Consider the following 22711-nt stretch of genomic DNA (forward strand, 5'->3'; position numbering starts at 1 on the left):
AGTGCCCGAGTGACTTATCGACGGTCCGAAACTGAACCGCACGCACCGAGCATTGTGATCATTCACCTCAACGCGTATATCGCTGCCCGTTGTGAGAATTGGCGAAGAATGCGTTACCACAGGTAGCGCAGCCCAATGTCGCCCCAGACCCCCTTGCGGCTGCCGGTCGCCGAACTGTTGATCGAGAACTGATAGCCGAACTGGCCGTACAGGCTCATGCGTGCGTCGAGCTTTGCGGTCACGCCGGCAGCAAAGTCCATGCGCGTGAATTGCTGCGCGAGTGGTACCTGCTCCACGCCAGAGTAAGTCGTCGTTGCTTGCGCGCCCCAATCCCGCCAGATGTTGGCGCGAAGGTACGGCTGCCACACTTCCCCATTCGCGCGCTCGATGCTCCACTGCCCACGCACCCCGAGCCGCCCAGTCACGCCTGACGTCGAACCAGGATCGACCGAACCCAGCCCGTCATTCTCCTCGCTCAACCCGATATGCTGCCAGATGACCTGCGCCTGAGGCTCGAGCACGAAGCCTGGTCCAAGCGGCAGGTGAAACGGATAGCCCACTTCCAGCGAAGTGGCAAACCCTGAACCGGAGATGGGCAACCGTGCAAACTGTGTCGTCGCGTCGCCGTCGTAGTGGGTGCCCTGCAGGACCGCGTCGATATACCACCCGCCGGGGCCATAGTGAGTCCAGTACGCGCCGCCCGAATACGCGTTGAGGTTGACCGAGCCGGTGTGACTCAGCACATAGGCCGTCGCGTCCGCATTGGTGATGAGACCGTCCACGTCGACGTTGCTGTTGCCGTACGCGAAATAGACGCCGGTTGCATCGTGATGGCCGGGCAGAAAGCTGCCGCGCCAGAGATCGACGCCGGCCTGTACGCCGACCATCCGGCCATTGGCACGCGAATCGGTGTAGGTCTGGTAGTGATTGTCGATCTGCTGTCCGAACACCCGCACCCAGGCCGAGTTGGCTATGCCTGCGCTGCTGGTGCCGCCCCCGGTATCGGTGAGCGTATCGCCGATGCGTTCGTGCATCGTGCCGAGCATGGTGAGGCCCAGTTGTCTCGCGAGCGGCTGCACCACCGAGTAGGTGGCAATTTCCGGCCCGATAATCGGGTATTCGCCCGGGGGCAGTTCGGCCGGAGGCGGATCTAAGGGCAGGACGTCACCATTGGGGATGCCTGGCTCCTCCGATGGCGGGACTTCGCCGGGGGGGAGGTCCGGCTCCTCGGACGGCCCGACCTGGAAATCCGAGCGCAGGAACCAGTCATCGGGGTTGCTGCCGTTGTGTCCGCCCCGGAACAGGTCGTAAGTAAATGCCCCGCCGCGCACCTCGCCAGCTAGCCCGAAGGCCCCGGCCGCGGTGGTTCCCCCATCGATCGCTTCCACCACCGGAATGCCGTTCGCGACGGTCAGCGCACCGGCGCCGCCGGCGTTGGTGACATGCACCAGCGTATTGCCGGTCGCGGTGCCACCTATGATCACCAGCCTGTCCGACGGAGAATTATCGCCCGCGAGCACCGTATTGATGTTCATCCTGCCGCCAGCCCCGGCATAGTTGCCATTCGACACTGACAGTACGTTGCCGACGATCGGATCCGAAGCCAGGTTGACCGTTCCTCGATTGAGCAGGTTGCCGATGACGGTGAAGGTGCCCGCCGGTGACGTGCCAAACCCTGGCGTGCCGTTGCCGGCCGCTACCGTACCGTCATTGGTCACCGCCCCGGTGACAGTACCGAAACCGCCCAGCGTGGCGCCCGATTCCACCATGACCGGCCCGCCCCCCGACAGCGCCGCAGACGGATGTGCGGGGTCGCCGACGACGAGCGTGCCGGCGTTGACCGTGGTGCCACCTGCGTAGGGATTGCTGTTGGTCAGGATTGTCGTGCCGGAGCCGATCTGCGCGAGGTCACCGGTGCCCGAAATCTCGCCGGCAAAGGTGACCGTATCGCTGCGGTTGAAGGCCAATGTGCCGTTGTCGGTGACGTTGCCCACGATGCCACCACTGGTGCCCCCGTTACCGAGTTGCAGCGTACCGGCGCTGATCGTGGTGCCGCCGGTGTAAGTGTTGCCGCCTGTGAGCACTACCGTGCCGCCATCCACGCCGTCCTGCGTGAGGTTTCCGCTGCCAGTGATCGCTCCTGGAACAAGCACCGTATCGCTGCGATGGAAGACCAGCGCACCATTGTCGAGAATCGCGCCGCTACCGACGCTGCCGGTCGAGCCACCATCGCCAACCTGTAGCGTGCCGGCGGAGATCGTCGTGCCACCGGAGTAGCTGTTGTCCGCAGCCAGCACCAACGTACCTGGGGCCTGCATCGCGAGCGTGCCAGCCGAGGTGCCGTCGGAGATGGTGCCTGACAGCGTCTGCACTGTGCCCGAGGGTGGCGTGAAGTTGCCAGTGCCGGTGATAGCAATGTTGTTGCCGACCGTGAAGTTGCCGTTGGTGAAGGACAGCGTCGTCCCGTTGGCCATCCTTAAGGTGGACTGAGATGCATTGCCGAGCGCCGAGTCGTTGCCGACGCTGATCGTACCTTCGCCAAGAAGCGTATCGCCAACATAGGTGTTGCTGCCGGTCAAAACCAGTGTGCCGAGGCCGAGCTTGGTTAGCTGGCCGCCACTCTCGAGGTTCTGGGAGACCGTGAATACATTGGCACCGTCTGCGACGTCGAACCCGCCACCGTTCGCGGCCCAGGTAATCCCTCGCGTAGGCTCGATCGCTATGTAGCCTGTGCCTGTAACCTGGAGGATGCCGCCGTTGAAAGTCAGTCCGCTGTTCGCTGGGGTGCCGAGACTAACGCCGCTTGCGACCGACAGCTCACCGCCGAGCAATGTCCACGGTGTACCAGCCTGCACAGGCGTGCCGGTAAGCGTCCAGACGCTGGAGCCAGTTTTCACGAACTCGGTGAAGCCCTGGTACTGCGCAGGGGCGCCAACGCTCGACGCACTGAAGCTTCCATTGTTGCTGCCGCCAAGCGCCAGCGTGCCTGATGCGCCCGATTGGACGACCACATTTCCGCCGATAACGAAGCCCTGACGTAGCTCCAGATAATTGGCGCCACCGGTGAAGGTGATGGCATTGACCTGCGACGGGCTGACACCGCCCGGCACGTTCCCTCCGGTGAACCCGCCAATAATATTCCCGCTGTTATAGATCGTCAGATTGTCGCCGACGATCCCAACCCCACCGCTGCTCGTCGCGCTGCTGCCGGCACGTAACGTGGCGCCGCCGTTGCCGCCTTGAATCGTGCCGCCGCTGTTGTTGGTGACGGTGAGGCTGGAGCCGCTGATGCCAGCGCCGCCATTGCCGCCAATGGTGATAGCGCCTGGCGTCGGCAGGGATGCGTCGCCGCCATTGCCGCCGCGAATCGTGCCGCTGTTCTCGATGCTGAAGGTATTGATCGGGGTGGCGTTCACCGCGGTTGCCCTGATCCCGGCGCTGCCGTTACCGCCCTCCGTAAAATTTCCGTTTCCGCTGTTTCCGCCGCGGCCTCCCTGGATCGTGCCGGTATTGGTTAGCCCGACCCCGGTGGCGTTGAGATTGACGAAAACGCCAAAACCGCCGTCGCCGCCTTCGCCAGCCGATCCCTGAATGCTGCCGCTTCCGGTCACCCCGCCGTTTCCGCCGGTCCCGCCGGCTCCGCCGTTGATCTGCCCGTTGTTGGTGAGACTGACTCCGCTGTTGATCACGAGGCCATAACCGCCAGCGCCGGCGCCGCCGCCGCCGATCGACGCTGCCCCGCTCGGCACGCCACCATTGCCACCATTACCGCCGTTTCCACCGGCGATCACGCCGCCTGCGGGGTTCTCCAGTGACGACGGCAGGACCCCATGGGCGCCGGCGCCACCGCCGCCGCCACCACTGTTGGGGCCGCCGTTGTTGCCGTTGGCACCCTGGCTTCCGCCGCTGCCGCCGGCAGTTCCGCCACCAGCGCCACCAGTGCCACCGGCGGTTCCGGCGCCGGCGCCGCCTCCGCCTCCGGAACCGCCGCTCGTGGTCGCAGCACCAGAGCCGTTCGTGCCTGCTCCAAGCGGATTGCTGGCACCGCCGGTGCTTGGCGTATTACCCGTCGTGGCACCACCGCCATAGCCACCGCAGCCGTCGATCTCCTCCGCAACAAAGGCGCCGGTTGAGTCAATGCAGGGAGGCTGCGCCATCGCGCGTTCCGACGGTTGCAGGGCGGCGAGCACGGCGAGGTTCAGCAGAATGAGCGCGGATGCGTGAAGCCTCCGGCCTGGAGCGACCGGCCTGCCACGGCGCGCCGGGCCAGGTCGGCTAGCCAGATCGCAGGAGAGCGCGCAATGGGGGGCTTCCAGCGCAAGCCATGTAGCGAGAGGCAGCGCAGCCAGTCCCGGCAACTGGCCGGGTTGCCTTATCGCGACATTCAGGAACGATGTTATTGGCAATAGGACTGAAATATCTGACGAAGCGCCTGTGCACCGGATTCGCCTGCTCGGTACAAACGGGATTCTTTTCAGTTGCCTATGCTTCACCATTTCCCCCTTAGACCAGGTCGACTTCTGTCGAAACGGGAATGCGCGGGACGTCGGCGATATGCCACCGACAGTTCGAAAAGCTGGCGAAAAAATCACTCAACAAATATAGACACTTTCAACGGGGAGCGGGGCGCGAATATGTGATTGCGACGTGAGACCCACCGTGAAACTATCGAGACGCAAATTCTCGCTGGTCCCAAGGTTAGCGAACATTAAAAAGCCTTCCGCTATAGAGGGATCGGCAAGACGCACCGAGCAAGCTGCGATGAATCAGCGACACGCTTGCAGGTGTGCCTGCCATGTTTCCAGGAACTGCAGTCCGTGAACGGCTTTAACGTCATACCGTCGCGCCTGCCACATAGCCGTGAATGTCGGCTACCCTGACCGGAGCGGGCGTTCGAGTGTCCGGGGGACACGCCGGCGAATGGCAGAAGGTGGCCGAACCCTGTCCGATAGCTGAATTGAGAACCGCTTGCCGGCGCGCAGCGGATGATCGTCGCAAGTCGGACCCACAACGGCCAATTAGCTGTATTAGCCGACCGACCGAGGCGTCTACCTCCTGTTCTGAAACGGACGGCCGCAGTCCTCTCCGTCATGCAGGCGTTACCAAGGCGGGTAGAAAGTATTGCCGAAACGCACTGGCATTCGCTGGCGTGCAGCAAGTCCATCCAACGCTGCTTGCCTCAACTCAACATATTGGCCCGCTATACCGTCAGTGGCGATCAACAGAGCGCACCCCATGACAGTCCCGGCGATCGTGGGAAACGATCCTGCACCGTGTAACGAACTATTTCGCCAATCGGCCAAAGCATCTGGCCCAGGCTTGTCCTCCAATTGCACTAGGCGACCGAATATTTCATCCAGATATCGCCCAGCCGCCTCCCCGGCAACCCTTGCTCGATAGAGCATCAGCAAGTCTCGGATGCTATTGCATTGCCCATTGCCGCGCTGCTCGGGGCGGTACGCCCTCAATCGTCCCGACTCCCCGCCACGCCTCGGTACCTCAAACTCCGCCAAAACGCGCCCGCTCATGTCGACGAATTCCGTGCACTTCAACTTGATGAGCCCCTCCAGCACGGGAAACGCGAGATACGTAAGCGTCAACAACGAATTCGCAGTCAACTCTTGTACATGTACGCTTTGAATCTGCGTGATCAAGGCTTCTCGATGCCAATCGCTCGGACGCAAGCCCGGATTTCGAGCTGTTACCAATGCACAGTGGATTGCCGTCGACAGCAGTTCACGAAGCTCGGACTGTTCAGGCTGAAACACGTCAGCACGGCGACATAAGAGAACCTCCGCGCACCACGACCACAGTAGCTGATGGTCCGCGTCGACAACCGTAGTGAGTCCTGGCAATAACACGACCTTAGTCAAGCCCACAATCGCCGCGCACAGCGCGTCAAACTCTATCTCATGAAAGTTGACGCCATTTTTGTGAAGGCGGAAACGTTCGGATGCGCCGCCAATGGCCATCCCACCGCCCGGTTGCGTTACTGCCGCCAACCAGTCATCGCATAGCCGTGTGATTTGCTCTGCCGTTGCGGGCATACCACTAGCCTCATGTTTTTTGATGTTCCATCTTCTCAAGGACAGCCAAAGTTTTGACACGGCCAGCGACCTTTCGGTTGCGACTGTTGCGGCGAGGGGCCGATAGGCTTTCGTGAAGAGACCGCCGGGAACTAGGTGCGACTGACCGTCCGTGGCCGACCTCTGCCTTCCGACAATCGGTACTCGCACCCAGGGGTCCTTTGACCCAATGCGCGCTCAGCGGTGGCTTTCAACAGTGCGGCGCCCGTGCGACCGCGGCGCCAAAACGATAGGCCAGTCGCACTTACTCTGGCGCCCTACGAGGGCTTCGGTCGGTGAAAACCCTCGAAATAATGAAAATGAATTTTTTCGGCGCGTGTTTCATGTAAATATAATTTCATCCCATTCGCATAGAACAACCGCGCCTGTCCGCTCGCATGATCCATCACCCGTCCGCTGTGTCGAACCCCGCCGAGCAGGCCATTGCCGCGCGCATCACCGCCGCGATGCCGACGCTCACGCCAATCCACCAGCGCATGGGCGAGTACGTGCTGGCCCATCTGTTCCGCGCGGCGACGATGCGTATCGACGAGCTCGCGAGCGTGGTCGGCGCGTCGGTCGCGAGCGCGAATCGCTTTGCGCGCGCGCTCGGCTTCGACGGTTATCCGCAGTTTCGCGAGGCGCTCGTGCGTGGCTTCGAGGCGACGCTCGCGCCGGTCGAGCGGCTGCGCAGCGCGCAGGAAACGCTCGCGGCCGGTGACGATCTGATCGACGCGTCGCTCGAGCAGGCCGCCAACAATCTGCACGCAACGCGTACGTCGATCGATCGCGCGATCGCCGACGCCGCCGTCGACGCGATCATCGCCGCGCGTCGCGTATTCGTGATCGGCTTCGGCGCCAGCGCGTTTCTCGCGAGCCTGATGGAGCACGGACTGCTGCCGTATCACGACAACGTGCATTCGCTGGCGCTGAGCGGCGGGCCGTCGCATGCGGCGCGGCACCTCGTGGGTTCGGGCCCGGGCGATCTCGTGATCGGCATCGCGTTTCCGCGCTATGTCGAGGACACGATCGAGCTCGCGCGCCGCGCCTCCGAACGCGGCGCGCGCGTGCTCGCGCTCACCGACGGTCCGCGCTCGCCGCTCGTGCGGTTCGCGGACCTGGCGCTGTATGTCCGCACCGACCGGCGTCTCGCGTCGAATGCCGATTCGGCCGTGCTCGCGGTCATCGAGGCGTTGTGCGACGCGGTCGCGTATCGCGCGCAACGCTCGGTCAAGGCGGCCGCCGAGGTCAGCGAGTTCGTGCTGCCGTGGCTGTTCGATCCGCAGTCGGGCGCGGCCGGCGCTGCGCAGGAGCCGGCGCGCGCCCTGAGCAAAGCCGCGCGCGCGAAGGCCGCAAGGCTAAAACACAACGACGGCGCAAAGGCCGACAGCACCCAAGCCGGAAGCACGAAAGCCAGGGATGCCGAAGCAAAAGCCATCTCAGCACCCCGCACTCCCCGAACCACCCGCACTCCACGATCCAGACGATGAACTCCAACGCAGTCATTGCCATTCACGGCGGGGCAGGGACGATCCTGCGCACGTCGATGTCGGCCAGCGCCGAAACCGGATATCACGCGGCGCTCAACGCGGTGCTGAGCGCTGGCCAGCGCGTGCTCGCCGACGGCGGCAGCGCGCTCGACGCGGTCAGCGAAGCGGTGCGGCTGCTCGAAGACTGCGCGCTCTTCAATGCGGGCCACGGCGCGGTCTACACGGCGGCCGGCACGCACGAGCTCGACGCCGCGATCATGGACGGCCGCACACTCGACGCGGGCGCGATCTGTTGCGTGAAGCGCGTGCGCAATCCGATTCTCGCCGCGCGCCGCGTGCTCGAGCGCAGCGACCACGTGCTGTTCACCGGTGAAGGCGCGGAAGCGTTCGCGGCCGCGCAGGGGCTCGAGTTCGTCGACAACAGCTACTTCGACACCGACGCGCGCTATCGCCAATGGCAACTGGCGCGTGAGCAGCAGCGTCCGATGCTCGATCACGACGCCGCGACGCTCGCGTCCACGGCTTCGAGCAGCGACGACCCGACGCCGCACGAGCCGATCGATCCGAATCGCAAGTTCGGCACCGTCGGCGCAGTCGCGCTCGACCGCCACGGGCATCTCGCCGCGGCGACCTCGACGGGCGGCGTGACCAACAAGCAGGTGGGCCGCGTCGGCGATACACCGCTGATCGGCGCGGGCTGCTACGCGGACGACGCGACCTGCGCGGTATCGACCACCGGCGCGGGCGAAATGTTCATGCGCATGGTCGCCGCCTACGACGTGGCCGCGCAGATGGCCTATCGCCAGGTCTCGCTCGAAGAAGCCGCGCACGAAGTCGTGATGAACCGCTTGCCGAAGATCGACGGACGCGGCGGCCTCGTCGCCGTCGACGCGCGGGGCAACGTCACGCTGCCGTTCAATACCGAGGGTATGTACCGCGGTTTCGCGCGGCTCGGCGAAGCGCCCGTGACGGCGATCTATCGCTAGCCGCTGGCGCGTGTCGCCACATGCCTGAGGCCCCGTTAGCCGCGTTCGAATTCAAAGCAAAGGAACCACCGTGCCGACTTCCTCGCACACCGCCAGCCCGCTTATCGAGACCCTGCCGCCGCAGCGCGTGCTCGCGGTCGACGATCTGACGGTCGCGTTCCGCCGCGGCGACTCGACCTTCAACGCGGTGCGCAATCTGTCGTTCACGGTCGAGCGCGGCGAGACGCTCGCGATCGTCGGCGAATCGGGCTCGGGCAAGTCGGTCACGTCGCTGGCGCTGATGCGGCTGATCGAGCATGGCGGCGGCCGTCTTGCCGGCGGCAGCATCGCCTTCCGGCGGCGCGACGGCAGCGTGCTCGATCTCGCGAAGGCGTCGTCCGGCACGATGCGCACGGTGCGCGGCGCCGACATCGCGATGATCTTCCAGGAGCCGATGACCTCGCTCAATCCGGTCTTCACGGTCGGCGATCAGATCAGCGAGGCGATCGCGCTGCACCAGGGCAAGAGCCGCGAGGCCGCGCGCGCCGAAACCTTGCGTCTGCTCGAGATCGTGCGGATACCCGAGGCAAGGCGCGTCGCGGCGCGTTACCCCCATCAGCTGTCGGGCGGCATGCGCCAGCGCGTGATGATTGCGATGGCGTTGTCTTGCAAGCCCGCGCTGCTGATCGCCGATGAACCGACCACCGCGCTCGACGTGACGATCCAGGCGCAGATCCTGCAACTGATTCGCGGCTTGCAGGACGAGATGAACATGGGCGTGATCTTCATCACGCACGACATGGGTGTGGTTGCCGAAGTGGCCGACCGCGTGCTCGTGATGTATCGCGGCGAGAAGGTCGAGGAGGGCGCGTCGGACGCGCTGTTCGCCGCGCCGTCGCATCCGTACACGAAGGCGCTGCTCGCGGCGGTGCCTCGTCTCGGCTCGATGCAGGGCACCGATCAGCCCGCGCGCTTTCCGATCCTGAGCGTCGAGCAGGCCGGCGCGAACGGCGCCGATGCCGCGGTGCAGCCGGCGGCGGCTGTCGCCGAAGAAGCGCAGCCGCTGGTGCGCGACGACACGCCGCCGATCCTGCGCGTGCGCGATCTGGTCACGCGCTTTGCGGTCCGTAGCGGCCTGTTCGGCCGTATGACGGGCCGTGTGCATGCGGTCGAAAAAGTCAGCTTCGATTTGCGGCCCGGCGAAACGCTCGCGCTGGTCGGCGAGTCGGGCTGCGGCAAGTCGACCACGGGCCGCTCGCTGCTGAGACTCGTCGAAAGTCAGAGTGGCTCGATCGAATTCGCTGGCAAGGAAATCAGCTCGCTGACCGGGCCCGCGTTGCAGGCGCTGCGCCGCGATATCCAGTTTATTTTCCAGGACCCGTTCGCGTCGTTGAATCCGCGCTTGACCGTCGGCTTCTCGATCATGGAGCCGCTGCTCGTGCATGGCGTCGCGCGGGGTGGGCAAGCGCAGGCGCGCGTCGCGTGGCTGCTAGAGAAAGTCGGTTTGCCGGCCGAGGCCGCGCGCCGCTATCCGCATGAGTTTTCGGGCGGGCAGCGTCAGCGTATCGCGATTGCTCGCGCGCTCGCGCTGAATCCGAAGGTCGTGATCGCCGATGAATCGGTGTCCGCGCTCGACGTCTCGGTGCAGGCGCAGATCGTCAATCTGATGCTCGACCTGCAGCGCGAGCTCGGCGTCGCGTATCTGTTCATTTCGCACGACATGGCGGTGGTCGAGCGGGTCAGCCATCGCGTCGCGGTGATGTATCTCGGCCAGATCGTCGAGATCGGTCCGCGTCGCGCGGTGTTCGAGGCGCCCCAGCATCCGTACACGAAGAAGCTGATGAGCGCGGTGCCGGTCGCCGATCCCGCGCGCCGTCACGCGCAACGAATGCTCGCCGCCGACGATATTCCGAGCCCGATTCGCGCGCTGCACGACGAGCCGGTCGTCGCGCCGCTCGTCGCGGTGGGCCCGGATCATTTCGTCGCGCAGCATCGCGTCGGCGGTGCTTATTGAGCGAAGCGCCGCATCGCGTTAAAGCAAAAAGTTCCGAAGCAAAACCCGCAGCACCCGCAGCCGAAGCACAAGCCAACCATAACGACCCTGTCACACCCTTAACTCGCAGCCTGGAGCAACCTCATGAACCTGCTGTTCCCGTCCTCTCCGTTTCGTTTGCGCGCGCTCGTCAGCGGCGGCGCGGTGGTGTTCGCGACGCTCGCGGGCAATCTGGCGCACGCCGAAACGACGGCCGTGATGGCCGTCGCGTCGACCTTCACGTCGCTCGATCCGTACGACGCGAACGACACGCTGTCGCAGGCGGTCGCGAAATCGTTCTATCAGGGGCTGTTCGGCTTCGACAAGGACATGAAGCTCGTCAACGTGCTCGCCGACAGCTATGAGGCGAGCCCCGACGCGCGCGTCTATACGATCAAGCTGCGCCATGGCGTGAAGTTCCAGGACGGCACCGACTTCAATGCGGCCGCCGTGAAGGCGAACTTCGACCGCGTGACCGATCCGGCCAACAAGCTGAAGCGCTACAACATGTTCAGCCGCATCGAGAAAACGGAAGTGGTCGATCCGTACACGGTGCGCGTCACGCTGAAAACGCCGTTCTCGGCGTTCATCAACGTGCTCGCGCATCCGTCTGCGGTGATGATCTCGCCGGACGCGCTGAAGAAGTACGGCAAGAACATCGCGTTTCATCCGGTCGGCACGGGCCCGTTCGAACTCGTGAAGTGGGATCCGGCCGGCGACCTGACCGTGAAGAAGTTCGCCGGCTACTGGAAGAAGGGTTATCCGAAGATCGATGCGATCGACTGGAAGCCGGTCGTCGACAACAACACGCGCGCCGCGCTGATGCGCACCGGCGAAGCGGACTTCGCGTTCCAGGTGCCGTTCGAGCAGGCCGCGCAACTGCAGTCGAGCCCGAAGCTCGATCTGATCGCGGCGCCGTCGATCATCCAGCGCTACATCAGCCTGAACATGAACCAGAAGCCCTTCGACAACCCGAAGGTGCGTGAGGCGCTGAATTACGCGGTCAACAAGGAAGCGCTGACGAAGGTCGCGTTCGCCGGGTACGCGACGCCGGCCGACGGCGTCGTGCCGCAGGGCGTCGACTATGCGGTCAAGCTCGGGCCCTGGCCGTACGATCCCGCGAAGGCGCGCGAACTGCTGAAGGAAGCGGGCTATCCGAACGGCTTCGAAACGACGCTGTGGTCCGCGTATAACTACTCGACTGCGCAGAAGGTGATCCAGTTCGTGCAGCAGCAGCTCGCGCAGGTCGGCATCAAGGCCAGCGTCGAGGCGCTCGAAGCGGGTCAGCGCGTCGCCAAGGTAGAAAGCGCGCAGGACCCGGCGACCGCGCCGGTGCGGATGTACTACGCGGGCTGGTCGTCGTCGACCGGCGAGGCGGACTGGGCGATCAGCCCGCTGCTCGCGGGCTACTCGATTCCGCCGAAGATGGTCAACACGTCGTACTACAAGAACGACGCGGTCGACAACGATCTGAAGCAGGCGCTCGAGACGACCGACCGCACGCAGAAGGCCGCGCTCTACACCGACGCGCAGAAGCGCATCTGGGCCGACGCGCCGTGGATCTTCCTCGTCAAGGAGAAGGTCGTGTATGCGCGCAGCAAGCGTCTGTCGGGCGCTTACGTCGCGCCGGACGGCTCGTTCAACTTCGACGAGATCGCGATCAAGTGATGAGCTGACGAGGCGGCATGCGCAGGCGGCGGTTCACCCAGCCCGCCGCCGCGCCGCCGCCGCACACGAGTCCTCGTTGCCCGCCTGATTTGCCGCTCATTTGCCGGACTGGTTTCATGCTGAACTTCCTCGTCAAACGTCTGCTAGGCCTGCTGCCGACGCTCTTCATCGTCGCCGTGCTGGTGTTCCTGTTCGTGCATCTGCTGCCGGGCGATCCGGCGCGGCTCGCCGCTGGTCCTGAAGCGGACGAGGCGACCGTGGCGCTCGTGCGCTCCGACCTCGGGCTCGACAAGCCGCTGCCGCGGCAGTTCGTCCGTTTCTTCTGGCGGATGGCGCATGGCGACTTCGGCGTTTCGACGCGAAGCAAGCGGCCGGTGAGCCAGGAGATCGCGGAACGCTTCTTCCCGACGTTGTGGCTGACGATCGCGAGCATGGTGTGGGCGGTCGTGATCGGCATGGCGATCGGCATCGCCTCGGCGGTGTGGCGCAACCGCTGGCCGGACCGCCTGGGCATGACGCTCGCGGTGTCGGGCATTTCGTTTCCGGCGTTCGCGCTCGGCATGCTGCTGATGCAGATTTTCTCGGTGCAGCTCGGCTGGCTGCCGATCGTCGGCGACGGTTCGTGGCGCAGCTACGTGCTGCCGTCGCTGACGCTCGGCGCGGCGGTCGCGGCCGTGATGGCGCGCTTCACGCGGGCCTCGTTCGTCGAAGTGCTGCACGAGGACTTCGTGCGCACCGCGCGCGCGAAGGGCGTGCCCGAGCGGCTCGTGATCATCAAGCACTGCCTGCGCAACGCGCTGATTCCCGTCGTCACGATGATGGGGTTGCAGTTCGGCTTTCTGCTCGGCGGCTCGATCGTCGTCGAAGTGGTGTTCAACTGGCCGGGCCTCGGCCGTTTGCTCGTCGATGCCGTGTCGATGCGCGACTATCCGATCATTCAGGCCGAGGTGCTGTTGTTCTCGCTCGAATTCATCATCATCAACCTGATCGTCGACGTGCTGTACGCGGTGATCAACCCGACCATCCGTTTCAAGTGAGGCCCGCATGAGCACCACCGCCACCGGGCCGAATGCGGCCACTCCCGTTGCCTCCGAACGCGCGATCCGCACACCGTGGAGCGAATTCTGGCGCAAGTTCCGCAAGCAGCATGTCGCGCTGGCCGCCGGCGTGTTCGTGCTGCTCCTGATCGTGGTCGCGATCATCGCGCCGCATATCGTGCCGTACGACCCCGAGAACTTCTTCGACTACGACGCGCTGAACGCGGGGCCGTCGGCCGCGCACTGGTTCGGCGTCGATTCGCTGGGCCGCGATATCTTCAGCCGCATCCTCGTCGGCTCGCGTATTTCGCTCGAGGCAGGCTTTCTGTCCGTTGCGATCGGCGCGGTGATCGGCACGTTCTTCGGTCTGCTTGCCGGTTACTACGAGGGCTGGTGGGATCGCATCACGATGCGCGTGGCCGACGTGCTGTTCGCGTTCCCCGGCATTCTGCTCGCGATCGGCGTGGTCGCGATTCTCGGCAACGGCATGATCAACGTGATCTGCGCCGTGGCGATCTTCAGCATTCCGGCATTCGCGCGGCTCGTGCGCGGCAATACCCTGATGCTCAAGCAGCTCACCTATATCGAGGCGGCGCGCAGCATCGGCGCGTCGGACTGGACGATCATGGCGCGGCACATTCTGCCGGGCACGATTTCGTCGGTCCTCGTGTACCTGACGATGCGCATCGGCACGTCGATCATCACGGCGGCGAGCCTGTCGTTTCTCGGCTTGGGCGCGCAGCCGCCGACGCCCGAGTGGGGCGCGATGCTCAACGAAGCTCGCGCCGACATGGTGACCGCGCCGCATATCGCGCTGTTTCCGAGCCTCGCTATCTTCCTGACCGTGCTCGCGTTCAATCTGCTCGGCGACGGTCTGCGCGATGCGCTCGATCCGAAGCTGGATCGGCCATGAGCATGAGCAACCATCATTCGGCTGAGCGCGCGCCGCATCTCGGCACGTTGCCGGCCGGAGCGCTCGGCACGATCGCCGACGTGGACGGCGTCAGCGTCGGTCATTGCACGCTTGCCGAAGGCGCGCTGCAAACCGGCGTGACCGTGATCCGGCCGCATCGCGGCGATCCGTTCGTCGACAAGGTGCCGGCCGCCGCGTCGGTGATCAACGGCTTCGGCAAGAGCATCGGGCTCGTGCAGCTCGACGAACTCGGCACGCTGGAGACGCCAATCGCGCTGACCAACACCTTCGGCGTCGGTACGGTCGCGCAGGCGCAGATCCGCGCGGCGATTCGCGCGAATCCGCTCATCGGCCGCGAATGGTCGACGGTCAATCCGCTCGTGTTTGAATGCAACGACGGCTACCTGAACGACATTCAGGCGCTTGCCGTGACCGAACGGCATTTCAACGAAGCATTCGACGCGGCAAGCGCCGATGTCGCGAGCGGTGCGCTCGGCGCGGGGCGCGGCATGTCGTGTTTCGATCTGAAGGGCGGCATCGGCACTGCGTCGCGCGTGTTCAGTGCGGCGGGCCGCGACTACACCGTTGGCGCGCTCGTGCTTGCCAACTTCGGCCGTCTGCCGATGCTGACGATCGACGGCACGCCGCTCGGCCGCATGCTGGCCGAACGCGCGGCCGTCGCTGAGGCGGCGAATGCTGCCAGTGCCGCTGCTCACGCGACCCCCGAGCAACCCGAGCAAGGCTCGATCATCATGATCGTCGCGACCGATGCGCCGCTCGACGCGCGCCAGCTAAAACGCCTGTCGTTGCGCGCGGCGGCCGGTCTCGCGCGCACCGGCTCGGTGTACGGCCACGGCAGCGGCGATATCGCGCTGGCGTTTTCGACCGCGTACACGGTGCCGCACGGCGCGGACTTCGTCGCGCTGCCGCCGCTGGTCGCGGATCACTGTATGGACCCGCTGTTTCGCGCCTGTGCCGACAGCGTCGAGCAGGCGATCGTCGATGCATTGTGGAGCGCCGAGTCGGTCACCGGTCGCGACGGCCATCGGCGGCTGTCGCTGCGCGACAGCGTGCCGGACCTTGCCCACCTGCTGAGGAATTCCGCGCGATGAAAGTCCTGATCTCCACCGACATCGAAGGCATCGCCGGCGTGTTCCATGCCGAGCAGACGCGCGCGGGCAACGGCGAATACGAAGCCGCGCGACGCTGGATGACGCTCGAAGCCAACGCGGCCGTCGAAGGCGCGTTCGCGGGCGGCGCGACCGACGTGTGGGTCAATGATTCGCACGGCGGCTTTCGCAACCTGCTGCCCGATCTTCTCGATCCGCGCGCCCAGCTCGTGCTCGGCAAGCCGCGCACGCTCGGCATGATGTCCGGGCTCGAATACGGTGCGGCGCTGGTCTTCATGCTCGGCTATCACGCGAAGGCGCAAACGCGCGGCATCCTCGCGCACACGATCAACAGCTTCGCGTTCGCGCGCGTGGCGTTCAACGGCGTGGAGCTGGGCGAAGCGGGGCTGTACGGTGCGCTCGCCGAAGAATATGGCGCGCGTGTGGTGCTTTTATCGGGTGACGACGTGTTCGCCGAGGAAACCGCGCCGCGTTTTCCCGGCGCGCGTTTCGTCGTCACGAAGACCGCGACCGGGCAAGCAAGCGGCGTCACGCGGTCGCCCGCGAGCGTGCGCGAGGCGCTGCGGGCCGCCGCGCGCGACGTGGTCCGTCAGCATGTCGAAGCGGGCCGCGCGCCTGCCGCGACGCGCGCGGAGCCGCGAACGATCGAGTGCGAACTGCGCGTGCAAACGAGCGGGCTCGCCGATCTGTTCTGCCAATGGCCGACGCTTACGCGCGTCGATGGCGTGACGTTGCGCTTCAGTGCGGCGTCGGCCGAGCATGCGGTGCGGATGCTGAACTGTCTGTCGGCGATGTCGTTCATGCTGCGCTGAGCCGCGCGGCGTCGAGCCACCGGCTTACTGCTGCTGCCGGCTCAACTCGCGCGCCGCGTGATCGATCGCCTCCGCCACCGCCCCGGCGTGCGACACCGGCGCGAGATGGCTCGACGCGACCGGCACCACCTTCGCGCCGATGCGCGCGGCGATCATTCTCTGCAGATCGGGCGACACCGCGTGGTCTTTCGTCGTCAGCACGTACCACGACGGTTTGTCCTTCCAGCCGACCTGATCGACCGGTTCGTCGAATGCGCTCGCGGCGATCGGCACCTGCGCGGCGGCGAGCACGCGTGCGACGGTCTCGGGCACGTCGGCGGCGAGATCGGCGTGATAGCGCGCGCGGTCGATCCACAAAAACCCGCTCGCGTCCTTGCTGATGCTCTGGCCGGCCGGCATCGGCCCGCCGGCCTTCATCACGTCCATCGCCGATTCGTGCAGTTGCGGCGCAAGCGCGGCGACATACACGAGCCCGGCGACGTTCGGCGCATTCGCGGCGACCTCGGTGATCACGACGCCGCCCCACGAGTGCCCGACCAGCAGCACCGGACCGTTCTCGCGATCGAGCACGCGGCGGGTCGCGGCGACGTCGTCGGCGAGCGAGGTCAGCGGGTTCTGCACCGAGCTCACGTGATAACCCTTTTGCTGCAGCTTCGCGACCACGCCGTTCCAGCTCGATCCGTCGACGAACGCGCCATGCACGAGCACGATGTTGCGCACCGGGCCGCCGAGCGCGGCGGCAGGCGGCTTGCTGGCAGTAGCGGGGGCAGGCGCTGGCGCAGGCTGGCCGCTTGCCTGCGACGCGGCGTCATCGGCCGTTTGCTGGGCGGCGGGCACCGTCTGCGCGAGCGCGGACGTACTGACGCCCGCGAAACAGAGGCACAACACGGCGGCGCAAAGCAGACGTTTGGGCAACATAGTGAAGCTCCGCGGCATGAAAAGTGGACTTCGGCAACATACCCAGGCGCCATCCCCGTGACAATCACAATCCGCGCGCTTAAGTGCGGCGCAGAACGAAGCGGGCGGCTCCGAATGTCAGAGGAATATCGGTCGGGGTAGAGTTAAGGGTTTTGCCAGACCGGACCGTACGGTCCAGCCGTGCAATCTGCCACAGCGCTGCCTTCGACAGCGTTCTACGCCCAGCGGCGACACGCGGCAGCCCGTTCGTGATGGTCTTCTCGCAGATGGGCTCGTCGCTGACCGCCAACGTGCTGACCGCGGCGCTGTCGGTGTACAACAGCGGCGTCTACGCGAATAGCCGCATGCTGTACGGCCTCGCCGAACAGGGCAACGCGCCGCGCGCGCTGCTGAAGCTCGACCGGCGAGGCGTGCCGTATCTGGCGATCGGTCTGTCGGCGCTCGCGAGGTTCGCGTGCGTGATCGATCTTCGCGCGCCGAAGTTCCCGACATAGGTCGGTCTCGTGTGGGCGAGCGCACAGATCGATTTTTGCGAATCGGTAATCTCTGTCCGGTCGTCCGGCACGAAGCCGGCATGGCTGGCCATGCCGGCCATCCCCGGACCGTACCGGCGACATGGTCTGCTGGTTCGCCCCCGCTAGCGCGGGTCTCATGGGCGCAGCAACTCCCACGTTGATTGACGTACCGCGGAGAGACACCATGTTCAACGCAGGCGCCGTACGGACCAGGTCGAACTTCGGCGCGGGTGCCGCGCTCCTTTTGCTGATTGCGGTAGCCTGCCTCGCGCTGCGTATCCTGCACGTCGTCGCGAAGTTTCGTGGCAACGTCCCTGACGCCTTCGGCGATTTCAATTTCTACCTGTACGCCTTCAACGTCGTGCTGCATGACCCGGCGCGCCTGTACGACCACGACGCGCTCATCGCGTTTTTGCAGGGCATCGGCGCGCGCTCGACGGGCGACGACATCTTCTACGCCTACCCGCCGCAGTTCGCGCTGGTGTTTGCGCCGCTCGCGTTGTTGACGCCGCTCGCCGCGAAAATCGTCTGGGTGAGTGCGTCGATCGTGTTGTTCTCGGTGGCTTTGTATCTCGTCGTCACGATGGCGTACCGCGGCGCGGAGCGCAGCGTGAACCTGCTGCTGGTGGCGGTCGCGCTGCTGAGCTTTCCGCTCGTCGAAGATACCTACGACGGCCAATCGAACGAACTGCTGTTCTTCCTGTTGATTGCGACTTTCGCGCTGATCGAGCGTGGCAAAGGTTATGCCGCTGGACTCTTTCTTGGCTTTGCGATCGCGATCAAGCTCACGCCCCTGGCCGTCGCCGGCCTGCTGTTGCTGCGTCGCGAATGGCGGACGTTCGTGATGGCGAGCGTCGTTGCGATTGCGTTGACGTTGATCACCGGAGCGCGCCTCGGCTTCGACGTTTTGTGGCACTACTTCGTGTCGGACATGCCGCGCCTGAACGGCATGGCACTGGCGATGAGCGGTGGCGGCGCGCCGATGAACAATGCCGTGAGGGGCGCGCTGCAGACGCTAGCGGCGACGATCGGCATGCCGGTGTCCGGTACGTTGCTGTCGATTGCTTCGCATGCGTTGGTGCTGGCTGCTTGCCTGCTGTCCGCGTATCTGGTGTTTCGCCGCCATCGGGACAGCCGCATCGACTACGCGCTCGCTTCGATGACGATGCTCGTGGCTTATCCGATCCTCGAGCCGATCCACATGGTGCTCGCGTTGATCCCGTTGCTGATTTTGCTGGGGACCGCCTTCGAAGCGCGCGGCGGGCAGCTGTCGGCGCTTGGTCCGAGACTGGAGATGCTGCTGGCCGCGATCGTCGTAGTCTTGCTGTTCTTTGCGGCGCGATTCGTGTCCTACACGGTCGCGGCGCTGATCATTTACGGGCTCTGTGTCGCAAGGTACTTTCCACCGTCGGTGAGGCGGCGAGGGCGTGCTTACCAGCCTGGATGAGTGATCCCGGTGTGGCTAAAGGGTTGGGTTTTTGATGGGAGATGCGACTGGCGATGTCTTCCGGACGATTGGGAATCGGGAAGATTGTTTGATGGCAGGGCCGGAATGAAAAAATTCCTGCTATCGCTTTGCTTTAGCGGGTTTGAGGAATTTTGCCGGTACGGATACCACCAACAATACCAACGGGCGTGCGTATTTGCCAGAATGAGCGAGCGAAAGCTTATCGGCGAACCGGGCATATTACAGTCGGCAGAGTTCGACCCTTTTCGGCCGGTTAAGGCATCACAAACCCAAGGGCAGCTTTCGAGTTCTGATTTGTCGTCACTTGTGCCCGAGCGCCTTCAGCCAACGAGTCTCGTGGCAACTGAGTTCTCGCGGGCGGAATGGCAACTGTTTCAAACGTGGAAAGCATCGATGAGGACCGTTGACATCCATTGCACGGTGTGCGGATCGGTAGTGGCGGCATGCGATATCTCTCGATCGCTGGCAAACAAGTCAAGAGTTTGCAATCCGCCCCACCAACTCTCGACGCAATCGTAAATACTGTGGACTTTGAACACCATGACGGCTCAAAGCCGAGACGAGAGCGGTTCGCAGAGTGGCGCCAATGAACTCGACTGGAAGTCGAATCGATAGTTCTTCCAGCAGTGCATCCATGCGGTGGTCGACGGCCTCGCCACCCTCAGAAAGATTGAATTCGGACTGCTGGATCAATTTCGTATTGTGCGAGCCCCGGCGACCGATCGATGACACCTTTCGGGGATCTGACATGGTGCTGGCGAGCATATTCATGCTCTCCTCCCAGACGAGCAACTGTGCAAGCTTGCCCAAGCGGCTTGACGGGCGGGTGATATCGGGTAGCGAAGGCTGCCGGCCGTCAGATAGCCAATGCGTGAGTTGCAGAGCTGACATGGGCCTGGCAATGCCGAAACCTTGGGCGAGGTCGGCGCCAAGTATTGCCGCGGCTTCCAGCAAGGCAATATCCTCGACACCCTCCACGGTGACGGATTTTCCCAATGAGTGGCCGAGCCGTGTCAGCTGATAGACGAACTTCAGCATCTCCGTCGCGTCGTTATCGGCCAGTGACACGATCCCCCTGTCGATCTTGATGGAATCGGCCGGTAAACTCCGCAATCGTGCAAGACTACTGTAACCGGCACCAAGATCATCCTGTGCAAGCCGAACACCGAGTCTCTTGTACTTGGTCAGCTCTTCGTGGATGTTCACGCTACCGGGTATGTCGTCAGTTTCCAATATCTCCAACGTCAATGCTTGGGGTGGGAAGGAATAGGCCCTCAGTGCGTGGAGCGTGTGATCGAAATACCTGGTATCAGCCAAGGCGCTAGGCGGCAAGTTGATCGCCATGTTCAGCGCGAATCCCATCGCCATCCATCCGGATACCTGCTCCATTGCCTGTCGAAGTCCCCCGAAGAAGAGCGCGAGAAGGTCATCGGACGTCAGCACTGGGAGAAACTCGCCTGGCGCAATTAGCCTGTCGCCGTCACGCAGGCGAGCGAGGGCTTCGATGCCTGAAGTCGCACCCGTCCTTAGATCTAGAATCGGCTGATAATGCATTTCAAGACAATCTGACCGCAACAGTGCCGCCCATCTCTTTCTGGTTAAATACGGAATCGTGTGACTGCGTCCCTTTCTGTTTTCGATACGCTCGATAGCAAACGCTAGAAGCGATTGCAACTGCTCGGCAAAGACGCGCTGCTCTGCGGAATACCCTCCAGGCAAACCGCTATACAGGGTGAGAATGGCCCGCGGCTCCTCCGTGGGTGTGCACAGAGGAAGCGCTACGCTGGAGCGAAATCCAGCAGCTAGTGCGCTCGATCGCCACGGCGCCACTTTTGGATCGGTGCCGATATTGAGGCACCGCTCGATTCGGCGATTGATCCACGCCAGACCGGTGGGGCCCTTTCCTTGCGGTTCATCCCCCGCCTTGATCTGCTGCTCGGCGTCTCGTTCCAGCCCGGTGAGATAGATTTCGGTATTGGCTCCGAAAACCGACTCGAACCGAAAAACGCCGTGTGAATCCGGGCGTCCCACCGAACAGCCTGCCACTTCGTCGTGTGCACCCAGGATCGGCATGACCTCGCTGATCAAATTCGTATAACTATCTGCTGTCCACGCTAGACGGGTGACCTGCTTCAGTACTTCGCTACGTGAGCTCTGCAATTGGTCGTATGCCTGCAATCGTAGCGTCAGATCGCGTATCATCCGCCGACTCAGAAGGGACAGCGCGACGGCGTGCTGCACGATATCCACGTTGTGGCGAAGTGACGCGAGAAGGATTTCAAAGCTTCTCGCAATGTCTTCGCGACCAAGTCCGATCATGGCATTGCGACGCCCGTTTCGATGAGCTATGTTGAGGTGACCCTCTGCCGTAAGATGAGGGTCCGCAATAGCAATGAGATTGCCGGACAACATGGACTTCAGTTCCAAGACATCCAATTCGGACAGGCTGTGGATCAGCGACATCAAATTCGGAAGCTCGCAGAGGCGCTGATAAGCCAGATCAATGACCTGGCGAATCGTTTCTTGCGTGGCGCTTTGAAGGGCCGCCATCTGCATCCTGCCGTTGGGGCTGTAAAGCTGAGAAGCCTCTTGAAAGCGCTCACCATCATCTATCAGCACGTCTAGTGGGGTGGGCATTGTGACGGAATCTCACTCTGAGAGAATATTTGTTGTTACGCCTGAACCTGGTCTTCTACGGAAAGAGCGAGTTCGGGTGAACGAGGACAAACCCTGGGGTACGTCATGGCATAGGCGAGAGTGACTGTTCCATTCACTCTTGATTACCCGCAGCCGACCGTTGGGACGTAATGTCGCTTTAGCAGCACGTATGGCACAGCGATATCGAAATCAAACGTTTGCAGGACGCCAATGGTGGCCGAACCCGATACAGGCCATCGGTCAGTAGACTTGCCTGGATTAGAACGCTACTCAGAAAAATCTGGTGACTCGTAAATTGAAAATTGCGACAGACTGTCGTGTGCATCCCGGAAATATCGGCATCTTCCGATCATATCTTTAGCTCGAGGCTACGCCGGCTACTGAAGTGAGAGAGTTGCTGCCGATGGTCCGAGAACGCGTGACGAAAGCCAGTCCACAGGCAGAATCACCTATACCTCGCTTGCGACTGGCTGGCGAGGAATTCTGTAAACCACAGACTTGTACTTTGGCGTCGCGCGGCTTTCCACAATGACGCCGCCTAGCGATTCGGCGATGCGCCGGCTGGGACGGTTCTCTTCGGCAACCGGATAGGTAAAGCTTTCACAACCAATGGTTCGCGTTGCCCAGTGTGCAACAAGGGTCACAGCTTCACAACCAAACCCATTTCGATGCCGATCTTCACGAATCCAGATACCGAGTTCCGGGCTCTCGGTGCGGACGCGGTGAAGCCCGGCTAACCCAAGGAAACTCCCGTCGGCGCGTTGACGTATCGCGAACACATAGTCTGACCCATCGTCAATCGACGGTACCCAGGACCGCCAAACACCATCAAAATCCTGCCGGGATGCTGGCGGCTCCCACGCCATGTGACGGGTGAGCGAAGGGGTGATGAACGAGAACGCAGCATCCGCGTCGTTGGCCGAGAACGGTTTGATCAAGAGCCGGGTTGATTCAATTTGGATTTCTGTCGGCCGCAGCATCATCTCAAGTCTTCCGTCGAGGTTTGTCTATATTCACCGATTGTCGACGAATCAGAAACA

General features: G+C 63.6%; 14 protein-coding genes and 1 pseudogene. 10 read left to right on the top strand and 5 right to left on the bottom strand.

All coding sequences use genetic code 11. The features are described 5' to 3' along the window. Positions 1-113: 113 nt before the first annotated feature. Complete coding sequence (locus HDG33_RS06525) at positions 114-4190, bottom strand: autotransporter outer membrane beta-barrel domain-containing protein (protein ID WP_221311306.1); 4077 nt, start codon at positions 4188-4190, stop codon at positions 114-116. A gap of 909 nt (positions 4191-5099) precedes the next feature. Then, positions 5100-6107 (bottom strand): hypothetical protein, encoded by a 1008-nt coding sequence (locus HDG33_RS06530; protein ID WP_184023173.1) that lies wholly within the window; start codon positions 6105-6107, stop codon positions 5100-5102. A 356-nt stretch (positions 6108-6463) separates the two neighbouring features. Between HDG33_RS06530 and HDG33_RS06535 the strand changes: the two genes are divergently transcribed. The 8 genes from HDG33_RS06535 to HDG33_RS06570 all read left to right on the top strand — a co-directional run bounded on the left by HDG33_RS06535 (position 6464) and on the right by HDG33_RS06570 (position 16112). Further along, positions 6464-7555, top strand: a complete 1092-nt coding sequence (locus tag HDG33_RS06535; protein ID WP_184023176.1) for a MurR/RpiR family transcriptional regulator — start codon at positions 6464-6466, stop codon at positions 7553-7555. Beyond that, positions 7552-8541 carry an isoaspartyl peptidase/L-asparaginase family protein gene (locus HDG33_RS06540; RefSeq protein WP_184023178.1) on the top strand — a complete coding sequence of 330 codons (990 nt, stop codon included), beginning with the start codon at positions 7552-7554 and terminating at the stop codon, positions 8539-8541. The genes HDG33_RS06535 and HDG33_RS06540 overlap by 4 nt, the downstream gene beginning before the upstream one ends. 70 nt (positions 8542-8611) lie before the next feature. Further along, positions 8612-10534 carry a dipeptide ABC transporter ATP-binding protein gene (locus tag HDG33_RS06545; protein ID WP_184023180.1) on the top strand — a complete coding sequence of 641 codons (1923 nt, stop codon included), beginning with the start codon at positions 8612-8614 and terminating at the stop codon, positions 10532-10534. Positions 10535-10657: 123 nt separating this feature from the next. After that, the gene (gene gsiB / locus HDG33_RS06550; RefSeq protein WP_184023182.1) at positions 10658-12220 is read left to right on the top strand and encodes a glutathione ABC transporter substrate-binding protein GsiB; all 1563 of its coding nucleotides are present in this window, start codon (positions 10658-10660) and stop codon (positions 12218-12220) included. Positions 12221-12336: 116 nt separating this feature from the next. Then, positions 12337-13257, top strand: coding sequence for a glutathione ABC transporter permease GsiC (gsiC, locus tag HDG33_RS06555; protein WP_184023184.1), 921 nt, complete (start codon positions 12337-12339; stop codon positions 13255-13257). Positions 13258-13264: 7 nt separating this feature from the next. Continuing rightward, positions 13265-14170 carry a glutathione ABC transporter permease GsiD gene (gene gsiD / locus HDG33_RS06560; RefSeq protein WP_184023186.1) on the top strand — a complete coding sequence of 302 codons (906 nt, stop codon included), beginning with the start codon at positions 13265-13267 and terminating at the stop codon, positions 14168-14170. Then, entirely contained in the window at positions 14167-15282 is a 1116-nt protein-coding gene (locus HDG33_RS06565; protein WP_184023188.1) for a P1 family peptidase, read from the top strand. Before gsiD ends, HDG33_RS06565 begins: the two co-directional genes overlap by 4 nt. Next, positions 15279-16112: a M55 family metallopeptidase gene (locus HDG33_RS06570; protein WP_184023190.1), complete on the top strand. Its 834-nt coding sequence runs from the start codon at positions 15279-15281 to the stop codon at positions 16110-16112. Before HDG33_RS06565 ends, HDG33_RS06570 begins: the two co-directional genes overlap by 4 nt. Before the next feature lie 24 nt (positions 16113-16136). On the opposite strand, the gene HDG33_RS06575 is transcribed toward HDG33_RS06570, so the two are convergent. Next, positions 16137-17030 (bottom strand): alpha/beta fold hydrolase, encoded by an 894-nt coding sequence (locus HDG33_RS06575; protein WP_184023192.1) that lies wholly within the window; start codon positions 17028-17030, stop codon positions 16137-16139. Positions 17031-17257: 227 nt separating this feature from the next. On the opposite strand from HDG33_RS06575, the pseudogene HDG33_RS06580 reads away from it, so the two are divergent. Both HDG33_RS06580 and HDG33_RS06585 read left to right on the top strand, forming a co-directional pair. Next, positions 17258-17494 (top strand): annotated as a pseudogene (locus HDG33_RS06580) (aromatic amino acid transporter AroP); the annotation flags it as partial. A gap of 235 nt (positions 17495-17729) precedes the next feature. Beyond that, positions 17730-18992, top strand: a complete 1263-nt coding sequence (locus HDG33_RS06585; protein WP_184023194.1) for a glycosyltransferase family 87 protein — start codon at positions 17730-17732, stop codon at positions 18990-18992. 495 nt (positions 18993-19487) lie between these two features. Here HDG33_RS06585 and HDG33_RS06590 read toward each other — a convergent pair whose 3' ends face one another. Together HDG33_RS06590 and HDG33_RS06595 are read right to left on the bottom strand one after the other, a co-directional pair. Next, positions 19488-21650, bottom strand: a complete 2163-nt coding sequence (locus HDG33_RS06590) for an EAL domain-containing protein (protein ID WP_184023196.1) — start codon at positions 21648-21650, stop codon at positions 19488-19490. A 470-nt stretch (positions 21651-22120) separates the two neighbouring features. After that, complete coding sequence (locus HDG33_RS06595) at positions 22121-22654, bottom strand: GNAT family N-acetyltransferase (RefSeq protein ID WP_184023198.1); 534 nt, start codon at positions 22652-22654, stop codon at positions 22121-22123. Positions 22655-22711 lie beyond the last annotated feature (57 nt).

Source organism: Paraburkholderia sp. Cpub6, from assembly GCF_014201065.1.
Classification (GTDB): domain Bacteria; phylum Pseudomonadota; class Gammaproteobacteria; order Burkholderiales; family Burkholderiaceae; genus Paraburkholderia; species Paraburkholderia tuberum.

What these genes read in the sequence shown, in the direction of transcription:
- HDG33_RS06565 (WP_184023188.1), top strand. Translation starts at nt 14,167, where the DNA reads ATGAGCATGAGCAACCATCATTCGGCTGAGCGCGCGCCGCATCTCGGC.
- HDG33_RS06595 (WP_184023198.1), bottom strand. Translation starts at nt 22,654, where the DNA reads ATGATGCTGCGGCCGACAGAAATCCAAATTGAATCAACCCGGCTCTTG.
- HDG33_RS06590 (WP_184023196.1), bottom strand. Translation starts at nt 21,650, where the DNA reads ATGCCCACCCCACTAGACGTGCTGATAGATGATGGTGAGCGCTTTCAA.
- HDG33_RS06585 (WP_184023194.1), top strand. Translation starts at nt 17,730, where the DNA reads ATGTTCAACGCAGGCGCCGTACGGACCAGGTCGAACTTCGGCGCGGGT.
- gsiC (WP_184023184.1), top strand. Translation starts at nt 12,337, where the DNA reads ATGCTGAACTTCCTCGTCAAACGTCTGCTAGGCCTGCTGCCGACGCTC.
- HDG33_RS06570 (WP_184023190.1), top strand. Translation starts at nt 15,279, where the DNA reads ATGAAAGTCCTGATCTCCACCGACATCGAAGGCATCGCCGGCGTGTTC.
- gsiB (WP_184023182.1), top strand. Translation starts at nt 10,658, where the DNA reads ATGAACCTGCTGTTCCCGTCCTCTCCGTTTCGTTTGCGCGCGCTCGTC.
- gsiD (WP_184023186.1), top strand. Translation starts at nt 13,265, where the DNA reads ATGAGCACCACCGCCACCGGGCCGAATGCGGCCACTCCCGTTGCCTCC.
- HDG33_RS06540 (WP_184023178.1), top strand. Translation starts at nt 7,552, where the DNA reads ATGAACTCCAACGCAGTCATTGCCATTCACGGCGGGGCAGGGACGATC.
- HDG33_RS06575 (WP_184023192.1), bottom strand. Translation starts at nt 17,030, where the DNA reads ATGTTGCCCAAACGTCTGCTTTGCGCCGCCGTGTTGTGCCTCTGTTTC.
- HDG33_RS06535 (WP_184023176.1), top strand. Translation starts at nt 6,464, where the DNA reads ATGATCCATCACCCGTCCGCTGTGTCGAACCCCGCCGAGCAGGCCATT.